The organism is Caballeronia sp. INML2 (genome assembly GCF_023631365.1).
In the GTDB taxonomy this organism is placed as follows: Bacteria; Pseudomonadota; Gammaproteobacteria; order Burkholderiales; family Burkholderiaceae; genus Caballeronia; species Caballeronia turbans.
The window spans coordinates 90,717-103,924 of sequence record NZ_JALQDH010000048.1 but is presented as its reverse complement, the minus strand read 5'-3'; the positions used below and the strand labels follow the sequence as shown (position 1 = coordinate 103,924).

General features: G+C 63.0%; 13 protein-coding genes. 7 read left to right on the top strand and 6 right to left on the bottom strand.

The genetic code is table 11. The features are described from left to right. Positions 1–11: 11 nt before the first annotated feature. Positions 12–1,937 carry a potassium transporter Kup gene (locus tag NCT32_RS17545; protein ID WP_250477424.1) on the top strand — a complete coding sequence of 642 codons (1,926 nt, stop codon included), beginning with the start codon at positions 12–14 and terminating at the stop codon, positions 1,935–1,937. Positions 1,938–2,032: 95 nt separating this feature from the next. Next, a complete protein-coding gene (locus NCT32_RS17540) occupies positions 2,033–4,036 on the top strand; it encodes an acyl CoA:acetate/3-ketoacid CoA transferase (RefSeq protein ID WP_061115785.1) in 2,004 nt (667 codons plus the stop codon). Positions 4,037–4,070: 34 nt separating this feature from the next. Here NCT32_RS17540 and NCT32_RS17535 read toward each other — a convergent pair whose 3' ends face one another. Beyond that, positions 4,071–5,579: an amino acid permease gene (locus NCT32_RS17535; RefSeq protein WP_061116073.1), complete on the bottom strand. Its 1,509-nt coding sequence runs from the start codon at positions 5,577–5,579 to the stop codon at positions 4,071–4,073. A gap of 442 nt (positions 5,580–6,021) precedes the next feature. Between NCT32_RS17535 and NCT32_RS17530 the strand changes: the two genes are divergently transcribed. Then, entirely contained in the window at positions 6,022–6,678 is a 657-nt protein-coding gene (locus NCT32_RS17530) for a peroxiredoxin (protein ID WP_061115786.1), read from the top strand. 61 nt (positions 6,679–6,739) lie between these two features. On the opposite strand, the gene NCT32_RS17525 is transcribed toward NCT32_RS17530, so the two are convergent. The 3 genes from NCT32_RS17525 to NCT32_RS37265 form a co-directional block, all read right to left on the bottom strand. After that, positions 6,740–7,213, bottom strand: coding sequence for a bacterioferritin (locus tag NCT32_RS17525; protein WP_061115787.1), 474 nt, complete (start codon positions 7,211–7,213; stop codon positions 6,740–6,742). A 213-nt stretch (positions 7,214–7,426) separates the two neighbouring features. Then, entirely contained in the window at positions 7,427–8,137 is a 711-nt protein-coding gene (locus NCT32_RS17520; protein WP_061115788.1) for a FadR/GntR family transcriptional regulator, read from the bottom strand. An 81-nt stretch (positions 8,138–8,218) separates the two neighbouring features. After that, positions 8,219–8,347 (bottom strand): hypothetical protein, encoded by a 129-nt coding sequence (locus NCT32_RS37265; RefSeq protein WP_284508532.1) that lies wholly within the window; start codon positions 8,345–8,347, stop codon positions 8,219–8,221. A 278-nt stretch (positions 8,348–8,625) separates the two neighbouring features. Between NCT32_RS37265 and NCT32_RS17515 the strand changes: the two genes are divergently transcribed. From NCT32_RS17515 to NCT32_RS17505, 3 genes are all read left to right on the top strand, one after another. Beyond that, entirely contained in the window at positions 8,626–9,519 is an 894-nt protein-coding gene (locus NCT32_RS17515) for a ketopantoate reductase family protein (protein ID WP_061116074.1), read from the top strand. Between the two features lie 102 nt (positions 9,520–9,621). Continuing rightward, entirely contained in the window at positions 9,622–9,936 is a 315-nt protein-coding gene (locus NCT32_RS17510; RefSeq protein WP_061115789.1) for a DUF4148 domain-containing protein, read from the top strand. A 97-nt stretch (positions 9,937–10,033) separates the two neighbouring features. Beyond that, entirely contained in the window at positions 10,034–10,411 is a 378-nt protein-coding gene (locus tag NCT32_RS17505; RefSeq protein WP_061115790.1) for a DUF427 domain-containing protein, read from the top strand. A gap of 3 nt (positions 10,412–10,414) precedes the next feature. On the opposite strand, the gene NCT32_RS17500 is transcribed toward NCT32_RS17505, so the two are convergent. Further along, the gene (locus NCT32_RS17500; protein ID WP_061115791.1) at positions 10,415–11,308 is read right to left on the bottom strand and encodes a LysR family transcriptional regulator ArgP; all 894 of its coding nucleotides are present in this window, start codon (positions 11,306–11,308) and stop codon (positions 10,415–10,417) included. 94 nt (positions 11,309–11,402) lie between these two features. Between NCT32_RS17500 and NCT32_RS17495 the strand changes: the two genes are divergently transcribed. Beyond that, entirely contained in the window at positions 11,403–12,530 is a 1,128-nt protein-coding gene (locus NCT32_RS17495) for an aminotransferase class I/II-fold pyridoxal phosphate-dependent enzyme (protein WP_061115792.1), read from the top strand. On the opposite strand, the gene msrA is transcribed toward NCT32_RS17495, so the two are convergent. Beyond that, complete coding sequence (gene msrA / locus NCT32_RS17490; protein WP_061115793.1) at positions 12,494–13,207, bottom strand: peptide-methionine (S)-S-oxide reductase MsrA; 714 nt, start codon at positions 13,205–13,207, stop codon at positions 12,494–12,496. The genes NCT32_RS17495 and msrA overlap by 37 nt on opposite strands. Between the last annotated feature and the right edge of the window lies 1 nt (position 13,208).

The window sequence follows — 13,208 nt, the reverse complement described above, 5'->3', positions numbered from 1 at the left end:
AGGGAGGAATCATGGGATCGACTGCACCCGGCATTCCGGCCGACGACAAGCACGCGCCCGAGCCGCACGGCCATCCGGCGTTGCTCGGGCTCTCGCTCGCGGCGCTCGGCGTCGTCTATGGCGACATCGGCACGAGTCCGCTCTATACGCTCAAAACCGTGTTCGATCCAGCGTCCGGCCTGCCGTTGCAGCCCGCGAACGTGATCGGCATCGTGTCGCTGATCTTCTGGTCGCTCACGGTCATCGTCTCGCTCAAATACGTGACGCTGATCCTGCGCGCCAACAATCACGGCGAAGGCGGCATCATGGCGCTGCTTGCGCTCGCGGCGTCATCGGTCGAATCGAAGAAGCGGCTGAAACACGTGCTGTTGCTCGTCGGGGTGATGGGCGCGGCGCTCTTCTATGGCGATGGCGTGATTACGCCGGCCATTTCCGTGCTGAGCGCGGTGGAAGGGCTCGAAGTGGCCGCACCGGGCTTGCAGCCCTATGTCGTGCCCGTGACGCTCGTCGCGCTGATCGCGCTCTTCGTGATGCAGAAGCACGGTACATCGGGCATCGGCGCGGTGTTCGGGCCGGTGATGGTGCTGTGGTTCGTCATACTCGCGGTGTCGGGTGTCATGAACATCAAGGACGCGCCGCAGATCCTCCTCGCGCTCAATCCGCTCGCGGGGCTCGAATTCTGCGCGCATCATCGCTGGCTCGCGTTCGTCGCGCTCGGTGCCGTCGTGCTTTCGCTCACGGGCGCGGAAGCCCTCTATGCCGACATGGGCCACTTCGGCTCGCGGCCGATCCGCCTCACGTGGTTCGCCGTCGTCTTTCCGGCGCTCGCGCTCAACTATCTCGGTCAGGGCGCGCTGCTGATCGCCGATCCGAGCGCGTTGCAGAATCCGTTCTACCGGCTGTTTCCATCGTGGATGCTCTATCCGATGGTCGTGCTCTCGACCATCGCGACCGTCATCGCGTCGCAGGCCGTCATCTCGGGCACCTATTCGATGACCAAGCAGGCCATGCAGCTCGGCTTCCTGCCGCGCATGAGCGTCGTGTACACGTCGGCGAAGGAGATCGGGCAGATCTATGTGCCAGGGATCAACTGGACGCTGCTGCTCGCGGTGGTCGCCGCCGTGCTCGGCTTCGGCTCGTCGACGGCGCTCGGCTCCGCGTACGGCATCGCCGTCACCGGCACGATGCTCATCACGACGGTGCTGACCTTCTTCGTGATCCGCTACGCGTGGCGCTACAACTGGGCGCTGTGCGTCTTCGCGACGGCGTTCTTTTTCGTCATCGACGCGATGTTCTTCTCGGCGAACTGCCTGAAAGTCAGGGAGGGCGGCTGGTTCCCCGTCGCCATCGGTCTCGTGATGTTCACGGTCATGGCGACGTGGGGGCGCGGCGCGCAAATGATGATCCAGGAAGCCCGCGCGCGCGCGGGCGCGACGCCCCTCAAGCCGTTCCTCAAGAGCCTCATCGCGCGCTCGCCCGCACGCGTGGAGGGCACGGCCATCTTCATGTCGAACGATCCGAGCGGCGTGCCGCATTCGCTGCTGAACAACCTCATGCATAACCGCGTGCTGCACGAACACACGGTGTTCCTGACGGTCACGACCGAGCCGGTGCCGTGGGTCGACGAGACGCGCCGCGTGTCCCTCGAGGCGCTCGGCAACGGCTGTTTTCAGGTGACGGTCAGCTACGGCTTCAAGGACGAAGTCGATCTTCCCGCCGCGCTGGAGAAGTGCCGGTCATCGGGGCTCAAGTTCGATCGCGCGACGATTTCGTATTTCCTTTCGCGCGCCACCGTGGTGCCCACGCCGGGCACCGGCATGGCGTTATGGCGCGAACGGCTCTTCGCGATCATGCTGCACAATGTGGGGAACGTGGCGGCCTATCTGCGATTACCGGCCGATCGCGTGATCGAGCTTGGCGCGCGGGTCGAGATATGACGGCGGAAATCGGCTGATTCGCGTGCATTCGACGCAAGCAGTCGGCGAAGGATTGCGCGAGACTCATGACAGAAAATCGGCACCGAGGAGACGCCATGACCGCCAGCAGCACGCCAGGCCGCCATTCTTTTCCCTCGACCGTGCGCCTCGTCGAGCGCGGCAAGATCGTCTCTGCGCGCGAGGCCGTGCGCCTGATCCGCTCGGGCGATACGCTCGCGACGAGCGGCTTCGTGGGCATCGGCTTCGCGGAGGAAGTGGCGATCGCGCTGGAGGCGCGCTTTGTCGAAGGCGATGATCCGATCGCTGATCTGACGCTGGTCTATGCGGCAGGTCAGGGCGATGGCCGTGGCAAGGGCCTCAATCATCTGGCGCACGAAGGCTTGATCAAGCGGGTGATCGGCGGTCATTGGGGACTCGTGCCGGGCCTGCAGAAGATGGCGATCGAGAACCGCATCGAAGCGTACAACCTGCCGCAAGGCGTGATTTCGCAACTCTTTCGCGATATCGCTGCGCATCGGCCCGGGCAGCTTTCGACGGTCGGCCTCGGCACGTTCGTCGATCCGCGCAACGGCGGCGGCAAGCTCAACGCGCGCACCACGGACGATCTCGTGCGGCTCATGCCCATCGACGGCACGGACTATCTGTATTACAAGACCTTCCCGATCGATGTGGCGATCGTGCGCGGCACCACGGCCGATCTCAACGGCAACGTCACGATGGAAAAGGAAGCGCTGACGCTCGAAGCGCTGTCCATCGCGATGGCCGCGCGCAATTCCGGCGGCATCGTGATCGCGCAGGTCGAGCGGCTGGCGGAATCGAACACGCTCAATTCGCGTCAGGTGAAGATTCCCGGCGTGATGGTCGACTGCGTCGTGCTCGCGAAACCCGATAATCACTGGCAGACCTTCGGCGAGCAATACAGTGCGGCATTCTCGAGCGAACTGCGCGTGGCCGCGAGTTCGGTGCCGCCGATGGCCCTCACTGAACGCAAGATCATCGCGCGGCGCGCCGCATTCGAGCTGATGGCCAACAGCGTCGTCAATCTCGGTATCGGCATGCCGGAAGGCATTGCGAGCGTCGCGAACGAAGAGCAGGTGATCGACCTCTTCACGATGACGACCGAGCCCGGCGTGATCGGCGGGATTCCGGCGGGCGGCCTCAACTTCGGCGCGGCGACGAATACGCAGGCGATCATCGATCAGCCTTATCAGTTCGATTTCTACGATGGCGGCGGCCTCGATATCGCGTTCCTCGGCCTTGCGCAGGCTGATCGCGAGGGCAATCTCAACGTGAGCAAGTTCGGGCCGAAGCTGGCCGGTGCGGGCGGTTTCATCAACATCAGCCAGGCCGCGAAGAAAGTCGTGTTCGTGGGCACGTTCAACGCGGGCAAGCTCGATATCGCGATCGACGAAGGCAAGCTCAGGATTCGCCGCGAAGGCGATTGCCGGAAGTTCGTCGATGCGGTGGAGCATCGCACGTTCAGCGGCCGTTATGCGGCCGAGCGCGGGAAGACGGTGCTGTATATCACCGAGCGCTGCGTGTTCGAACTCACGGACAAGGGCCTCGCGCTCACGGAAGTCGCGCCCGGCATCGATATCGAGCGGGACATCGTCGCGCAAATGGGCTTTACGCCGATCATGGATACGCCGCCGCGTCTGATGGACGAACGCATCTTCCGCGATGCGCCGATGGGCCTGCGCAACGTGCTGCTGCGGCTCGATCTCTCGGAACGCTTCAGCTACGACGCGGAAAAGAATCTCTTCTTCATCAACTTCGAAGGCCATGAAGTGAAGACGCTGAACGACGTCGAAGCCATACGCCGCGAAGTCGAAAAGCAATTGGCGGGTGCCAGGACGAAACCGCATGCAATCGTGAATTACGATAACTTTTCGATTCGCCCCGACATGCTCGACGCGTATTCGGAGATGGTAACGAAGCTCGTCGATGGTCATTATGACCGCGTGACGCGCTATACGACGAGCAGCTTCCTGCGCCTGAAGCTCGGCGACGCATTGAAGCGCCGCGGCGTCGCGCCGTATATTTACGAAAGCCCGGAAGAAGCGCGCGAACACGAATCGAAACGCGCGTCGGATTCGTGACAAAGGGCCGCGCTGAATGCGGCCCTATTGCGGATCATCCTCGCGCGGTGCGTTGCTGCGGAGTCTCGCGCTGATTGCGCAGGCGGCTATGGCGTATGCCGTAACCGAAGTAGATAACGACGCCGATCGCCATCCATACGATGAGTCGTATCCATGTATCGGCGGGCAAGCCGGACATCAGGAAGAGCGACGAGAGCGCACCGAGCGGCGCGACCACATACACCGCCGGCGTTCTGAATGCGCGCTCGAGATTCGGCTGCGTGATGCGCAGCACCAGCACGCCGATGCACACCACCATGAACGCGAACAGCGTGCCGATGCTCACGAGCTCGCCGACGAGCCCGATCGGCAAGAGCCCCGCCAGAATCATCACGATGATGCCGGTGAAGATCGTCGTGATGTAGGGCGTATGAAAGCGCGGGTGGATCTTCGATGCGAAAGGCGGCAGGAGGCCGTCTCTCGCCATCGAATAGAAGATGCGCGGCTGCGACAGCAGCAGTACGAGAATCACCGACGTGAGGCCGAAGATCGCGCCCAGCTTCACGATCGGCGAGAGCCAGCGCATGCCGATCGCATCGACGCCGACCGCGATCGGATCGGACACGTTGAGCTTGTCGTAAGAGACGATACCCGTCAGCACATACGACACGAGCACGTAGAGGATCGTGCAGATGGTGAGCGAACCGAGCAGGCCGATCGGCATGTCGCGTTTCGGGTTGCGCGTTTCCTGCGCTACGCACGACACCGAATCGAAACCGATATAGGCAAAGAACACGACCGCCGCGCCGCGCAGCACGCCGCTCATGCCGAACACACCCGATTCGCCGGTATTCGGCGGAATGAACGCGCCCGTCGGGTTTTGTGCGGTGACCCAGTGGCTCGTATCCACATACGCGATGCCCGCCGCGATGAATGCGAGCACGATCAGCACCTTGATGATGACGATGAAGCTGTTCACGCGCGCCGACTCGCGTATGCCGATGACGAGCAGGATCGTGATGAGCCCGACGATCACCATTGCGGGCACGTTGAGAATCGCGCCGGCATGGCTCCAGCCGTGGCCGGGATCGTAGGCGAAGGGCGCTTTCGCAAGCCGCTCCGGTATGTCGATGCCGAGCGAATGCAGAAAGCTCACGACATACCCCGACCAGCCGATGGCGACCGTCGTCGCGCCGACCGCATATTCGAGGATCAGATCCCAGCCGATGAGCCACGCGATCAACTCCCCCATGGTCGCGTAGGCGTATGTGTAGGCGCTGCCTGACACCGGCACCGTGGAAGCCATTTCGGCGTAACAAAGGCCTGCGAGCGCGCAGACGATTGCGCCGAGCACGAACGAAAGGATGATCGCGGGCCCGGCGTTGGCCGCGGCCGCGTGGCCCGTCAGCACGAAAATCCCCGCACCGATGATGCAGCCTATGCCGAGCATTACGACGTCGAGTGCGCTGAGCGAACGTTTCAGCGAGTGGCCGCCGTGTTCCTGAAGCACTTCTTCGCTTTCGGCCGCTTCGCTTTGCAGCGAAGCAACGGACTTTCTTTGCATGACAGTCACGTTCGCCTCCTGTGCGGCGCAGCGAGGCCGCGCCACGTGGCGCGACGAAGTCTGTCGCCCGTTCAAGTGCGGGATGATGCACGCCTGCTGCTTCACACCTGCACGTTCGTTCTGACGTATTGTCGTTTCGTGATAGCAGATTTTGCCGGGGAATTCGAGCGCCGCTAAGCGATTTGCGTGCAACGATGCGTTTTACGAGAACGCCGGTTCACGCCGAGCGGCCTGGCAGCAGGAAACATGCCGCGCTCCCCCGCGAGGTTTGGTGTCATCGGCGCAGCGCAAGACCCCACGGCAGTCAAGGACATACCCCAAGTGCGCCGGACCTCGATGCGCGGCGAACTATAATCAGTTCGACAGTTGCGATTTTCAACCCGGAATCCGTTCCTTTTGCACGCGGAGCGTTCACCGGACTTTCCTCACGTGGAGATTTGATATGGCTATACGCATTGGTGATGAAGCCCCCGATTTCACGGCAGAGACGACCGAAGGCACGATTCGCTTTCACGAGTGGATCGGCGACAAATGGGCGATCCTGTTTTCGCATCCGAAGGACTTCACGCCCGTCTGCACGACCGAGCTCGGTTACATGGCCAAGCTCAAGCCGGAGTTCGACAAGCGCGACACGAAGGTGATCGGTCTATCGATCGATCCGGTGACGAATCACTCGCAGTGGGCGAAGGATATCGAGGAGACGCAGGGCACCGCGGTCAACTATCCGATGATCGGCGACGCGGATCTGAACGTCGCGAAGCTCTACGACATGATCCACCCGAACGCGAGCGGCGGTAGCCCGCGCACCGCGAACGACAACGCGACGATTCGTGCCGTGTTCATCGTCGGCCCGGACAAGAAGGTGAAGGCGACGTTCACGTATCCGATGAGCGCGGGCCGCAACTTCGACGAAGTGCTGCGCCTGCTCGACGCGCTGCAACTGAACGCGAAGCACACGGTCGCGACGCCCGTGAACTGGAAGCCGGGCGACGACGTCATCATCCCGACGTCCGTGTCGGACGAGGACGCGAAAAAGAAGTATCCGGACGGCTTCAAGACGCTGAAGCCTTATCTGCGCACGGTGGCGCAGCCGAAGTAACGCACGCGTGTCAGTGCGAAGAGGCGCCGGTCCGCACACGCGGGCCGGCGTTTTTTTCGGCTCAGTTGTGACCGCTGCGGCGTTCAGGCGACGTTTCGACTTCGCCGGGCCTGCGCAACATCTTGTCCACTTCGCCCGCGTGCATCTCCTCGACCTCGATCATCTGCCGCGCGTATTCCTCCAGCGCGACGGAGCGATCTTCGACGAGCTTCAGCAAGTCGCGATAGAGATCGAGCGCGACGTTCTCCGCCTGCAGGGATTCGCGCAGGATCGTCGCGATGTCGAAGGTGTGATTGTCCAGCAGCGGGCCGATTTCAAGCGATGGATACGCACCGAGCGTCGTGATCCATTCGCCGGCCTGATGCGCATGCATGAGCGATTCGTCGGCTTGTGCGCGCAGCCACGACACGATCGGTATGCGCCCGAAGCCGAACACGAGAAACGAATAGTGCGTGTAGCGCACGACGCCCGCCAGTTCGGATTCGAGAATCCTGTTCAGGACGCCGACGACCTTTTCCTTTTCGAGCTCTGCCATTCCTGCCTCCGTGTGTCCAACGCCAGGCGCTCCGTGTCACGGGGAGGCCATGACTCGTCGCATGCCGCGGCATCACTCATTGTAGTCACGCGCAGGGCGCATGCGAGGCGAAACTGCGGCAGTGGAGCGCGCAAGATGCGCTCCCGGAACGGCTGTGGAGGCGATGCGGGCGGTCTCGCGACCGCGGCACCGGCATGGCGGAAAACCCTGCGTTCAGGCGATTTCTTCGACCCAGAGCGACGCCGTGCGCGCAAGGACCTGCGACATGGCCGTGCGCGCGCCGTCGCCATCGGCCGTTTCGATAGCCCGCACGACCCGGCCGTAATCGCCGAGCTGCGAGTCGGGCACGCGCGGCAACGCATGCGGCTGCGCGCGCAGGGCGGCTTTCAGCGTACGGATGCCGACGCGCACGACGCTGCCCATCTGGCGCAGCACTTCGTCGCCGCTCGCATCGACGATAGCGGCCTGCAGCGCCTCTTCGGCGGCGGACTGCAAGGGTTCGGACGGGCTCGCATGCAGGAGGCGCTGGAAGGCCGCGTTGATGGCGATGCGCTGATGCCGGTTCGCGCGCGTCGCGGCGAGCGCGGCGGCGGGCGGATCGACCAGCGAGCGAAACTCGATGAGCCTGCGTATGCAGTCCGGATCGTGCAGCGCACGCATGCGCCACTCGGCGACCTCGGGATCCATGATGAGCCATTCCCGCGCGGGCTTGATGCGCGTGCCTGTCTTGGGTCGCACGTCGAGCATGCGGCGCGAGATGAGAATGCTCAGCGCCTCGCGCATGATGGTCCGGCTCACGCCGTGCTGCTTCGAAAGAATGACTTGTGGCGGCAGCACGTTGTCCTGGTATTCGCCGCTCACGATGCCCGCAACGAGCTGATTCACCACGCGCTTGACGAGCGATGCTTCATAGCCATGATTCATGTTTTTGTTCTCGTGATAACGCCCACGCTTGTGGCTTTCCGCTACTCGTCGCCGAGCGGCAGAGCCAGCGCTTGTCTAAGTTCACGGCGTGCCGGTGCGCCGCGCGCCCGGACGCTCGCGCAGTGCTCCCCCCCGGCACGCCGTGTATTTGGTCCCCGGATTCACCTTGTCGATGCGGCATGCGCCGCCTAACCCCGCAGCGGTCGGCATTGTTTGGACAGCATCGTCGATCCGCTGAAAGAAGCGTATCTCTGCGTGCCCTGTTTTAACAATATGGCGCACCGCTAATTCGACTGACTATCGTGCGTCCGCCCACAAAATCTCGCGGGCACGCAGCGCCGCGCGAATGGCCTTGAAACACGCAAGCGTTTGCGCGTCGTCGGTTATGCGAAGCATCGAACACACCGGTCTCTTTCGGTCGATGCAGTGCCTGTGTGTTACCTTTTCGAGCCACAGCAATGCAACAAGGAATGAAGGAGAAGCGAAACATGAAAGTCGCCGTCATGGGTGCGGGCGCGGTCGGTTGTTACTACGGCGGCATGCTCGCGCGTGCGGGTCACGAAGTCGTGCTGATCGCGCGGCCGCAGCATGTCGCAGCGATCGAACGCGACGGCTTGCGGCTCGACACACAGCATTTCGACGAGCGCGTGCGCGTGGCCGCGAGCACCGACGCGCGCGCGGTGCAGGGCGCGCAACTCGTGCTCTTCTGCGTGAAATCCACCGATACCGACAGCGCGGCACAGGCGCTCGCGCCGCATCTCGAACGCGACGCGTTGCTGCTGTCGTTGCAAAACGGCGTGGAGAATGCGCAGCGTCTGCGCGAACTGTTGCCGCAGGAAGCGGCGGCCGCGGTCGTGTATGTGGCGGCGGAGATGGCGGGGCCGGGGCACGTGAAGCACAACGGGCGCGGCGAGCTCGTGATCGAGCCGTCGACGAAAAGCGAGAATGTCGCACGCGCTTTCGTCGAGGCCGGCGTACCGACCGAGATATCCACGAACGTGCGCGGCGCGCTATGGGCGAAGCTCGTGCTCAATTGCGCCTACAACGCGCTGTCCGCGATCACGCAACTGCCGTACGGCAAGCTCGTGCAGGGCGAGGGCATCACGCGTGCGATGCGCGATGTGGTCGACGAATGCCTTGCCGTTGCGAAAGCCGATAACGTGATCATTCCGGGTGACGTCGATGCCGCCGTGCGCCGCATCGCCGAGACGATGCAGAACCAGTACTCGTCGACCGCGCAAGATCTGGCGCGTGGCAAGACGAGCGAGATCGACCATTTGAACGGCCTGATCGTGCGGCGCGGCGAGGCGCTCGGGATTCCGACGCCCGCAAATCGCCTGCTGCATGCACTGGTCAAGGCGATCGAAAGCAAGGCTTCATAGCCGCAATCCGGGGTGGGAGCGCGCAGGCGGGCACGGCCGATGCTGTGTTATGCAGCACGCACAGAAAACACCGTGCGCAGCCCAACATACCGGAGGTTCGCCATGAAATTGTTCGTCAAGGCCGTGGCCGTCGCAACTGTAGCGGTGGCGCCGGCGCTTTCTTTCGCGCAAACCGATTCATCGCTTACGCGCGACCAGGTGAAGCAGGATCTGCGGCAGGTCGAAGCCGCGGGCTATGATCCATCGCGCGCGGATCAGACCTCGTATCCGTCGGATATTCAGGCCGCTGAAAGCCGCGTATCACGTCAGAACGGCGGCTACGGCGGGACCGTCCCCGGCGCGTCGGCCTCGGGCACGCGCAACACGATGCCGCCTTTGGACAACGACGGCACGAAGCCAATATATTTCGGCCGTTGACCGCTCGGGCCGGGGATGCATTCTGCACGTTTGACGCAACGACGCTACCATCGATTCTTCCGCGTGCATTGTCGCGTTCATTCGCAGGAAGACACTCATGGATAAAGCCGTCAAGATTCCCGGCCCCGATCATCCGATCACGATCGAAGCTAGTCCGTTACGCGTGACCGTGAAAGCAGGCGGGCGTGTCATCGTCGATACGACCGAGGCGCTGTCCTTGCGCGAGGCATCGTATCCCGAAGTGCTGTACGTGCCGCGCAAGGACGTCGACATGACGCAACTCGAGCGCACCGCTCACACGACATACTGCCCTTACAAAGGCGAGTGCAGCTATTACAGCATTGTGTCGGGTGGACAAAAATCGGCCAACGCAGTGTGGTCCTATGAGTCGCCCTACGATGCGGTTGCGCCGATCAAAGATCATCTTGCTTTCTATCGCGATCGCGTCGATTCGTTCGAAACGCGCGACGCATGACCCTCAGTCGAGGAACGTTTTTGCGCGGTGCTTCAGCATCGCGCTGAAGTTGTCGAGCCAGCCGAGGGAAAGACGCCAGCTTTGCCAATAGAGATCAACATCGAAGCGTGAACCGGGCGACACTTCCACGAGTGCGCCGCTATCGAGTTGCCGCGCGACGAGCCGGCTTGGACACATACCCCACGCAAGTCCGGACGTGCACGCGCGCACGAAGCCCTCGCCGTGCGGCACGACATGCGCGGGCGGCTCGATATCCGCGCGGCTCACACGTTTGATGAAGCGCTTCTGCAATTCATCCTTTTCGTTGAAGTTGACGCATGGCGCGCGGCGCAGCGCGTCGCGCGTGAGGCCATCGGCGAAATGGCGCGCGAAGTATGCGGGTGAACATACGGCGCGATAGCGCATGCGCCCGAGCTTCATCGAACGCCAGCCGGGCACGGGTTCGGCCTGCGTCGTGATCGCGCCTTGCACGTCGCCTTCGCGGATGCGCCGCGCGGTGTGATCCTGATCGTCGACGACGAGATCCAGTATCAGTCCCCGCTCGATGCAGAAGTCCGCCGCGGCATCGATGAACCAGGTGCTCATGCTGTCGTCATTCACCGCGATGCGCAGCTTCGCGCGCCGCTCGTTCGGCGTACCCGGCAAAGCCGGCATGCGCCCGCCGAGTTCCGCTTCGAGCAATTGCACGCGTTCGGTATGGCGGCACAGCAGCGCACCGGATGCCGTTGCTTCGCAGGGCTGGCCACGCTTCACGAGCAGGCTCCCCACACGCTCCTCCAGCAGTTTTACGCGCTGGGACACCGCAGACGGCGTGACGTTGAGCTCGCGTGCGGCGCGCTCGAAGGATCCCGTGCGTACGACGGCGAGCAGCGCATCGAGCAGAGCGTAGTCGAGCATTAGCGTTCCTTAATCGAAATAAGAAAGTTTAGTTTTTTGAATGGGGGATCAGAGCGCAGACTACGGCTTTCTTCGATTCCGATCAAGCGACGCCATGCAACCCAATCCCTTCAAGCTCGAACGCTATTTCGCACGGCACGAATTCACCGCGCGCCATCTCTTGTGCAGCTCCGATCCCGAATCCATGTCGGTCGGCGAATTGTTGGCGTACGAACCCGATGCAATCGACGGATTGCGCGATACCTGGCTCGGCTACACCGAGTATCCCGGCGCGCCCGCGCTGCGACGCGAACTCGCGACGTTGTACGAGCACATCGACGAAGACGAAATCATCGTGCACACGGGCGCGCAGGAAGCCATTTATTCGTTCATGCACACGATGCTCGCGCCGGGCGATCACGTGATCGTGCATATGCCGGGTTATCAGTCGCATTACTCGGTGGCCGAGGCCATGGGCGTGCGTGTGTCGCCGTGGAAGGCGCGAGAGGAAGCGGGCTGGGCGCCCGATCCGGACGAACTCGAAAGGCTAGTCACACCGGCTACGCGTGCGCTCGTGATCTGCGCCCCGCACAATCCGACCGGCTATCTGCCGCCGCGCGAAGTGTTCGATGCGATCCTCGCGTTCGCGCAAAAGCACGGGCTGTGGCTCTTCAGCGACGAGGTGTATCGCGGGCTGGAGCACGATCCAGCCGATCGCCTGCCCGCCGCGTGCGACGTCTACGAGCGCGCGATCTCGCTCGGCGCGCTTTCGAAGTCGCACGGGCTCGCGGGTCTGCGTCTCGGATGGATCGCGACGAAGAGCGCGCAGGTGCTCGCGCGCATGAGCACGTTCAAGGACTATCTCACCATCAGCAATAGCGCGCCGAGCGAGTACCTTGCGGCGATCGCGGTGCGCCACACCGATGCGCTCATCGCACGCAATGTGTCGATCGTACGCGCCAATCTGCATACGCTCGACGACTTCTTCGCGCGTCACGCGGACCGCTTCGAATGGCATCGTCCGCGCGCGGGCACGATCGGCTTCGTGCGACTGAAGCGCGGACACGCGGAGCAGTTCTGTGCCGAACTGCTCGCATGCACGGGCGTGCTGCTGCTGCCTTCGACGCTGCTCGATCACGGCGACGCGCATGTCCGCCTCGGCTTCGGCAGACGCAACCTGCCCGAGGTCGTCGGGCTTCTCCACGCCTATTTGGAAGCCACCGCCACGAGCACCGCATCCTGACGATACGCCGCCGGGAACATCTGCTTCAGGTTTGCTACCTTCGGCAGATCGTTGATCGCGATATACGGGCTTTCCGGATGTTCCGTCAGGTAGTTCTGGTGATAGCCTTCGGCCGGATAGAAGCCCTTGTAGTCTTCGACCCGCGTGACGATCTTGCCGCTATAAACGTGCGCATTGTCGAGTTGCGCGATATAGGCATCGACGATATCGCGCTGCGCCGCATTCGTCGGAAACACAGCCGAGCGGTATTGCGTGCCGTGATCCGGGCCCTGGTAGTTCAACTCGGTCGGGTTGTGCGCGACAGAGAAGAAGATCTGCAAAAGCTTGCCGTAGGTGACCTGTGCCGGATCGTACGTGATGCGCACCGATTCTGCGTGGCCCGTGTCGCCTTCGCTGACGCGGTCGTATTGCGCGGTATCGGCTCGGCCTCCCGCATAACCGGACATCACTTCCTTTACGCCGCGCACGTGCTGAAACACGCCTTGCACGCCCCAGAAGCAACCGCCTGCGAACACGGCGGTTTCCGTATGCACGGCGCCCGCGGTTTCGTCGTGCGCGGGCGGCGGGATCTTCACGGCTGCCTCGCTCGAATGCGCGACGCGCTGCAATGCGAACGCGCCCGCGAACAGCACGGCCACGCTTGCGGCCTTGAACGTCTTGCTGGTGGTCTTGAACATC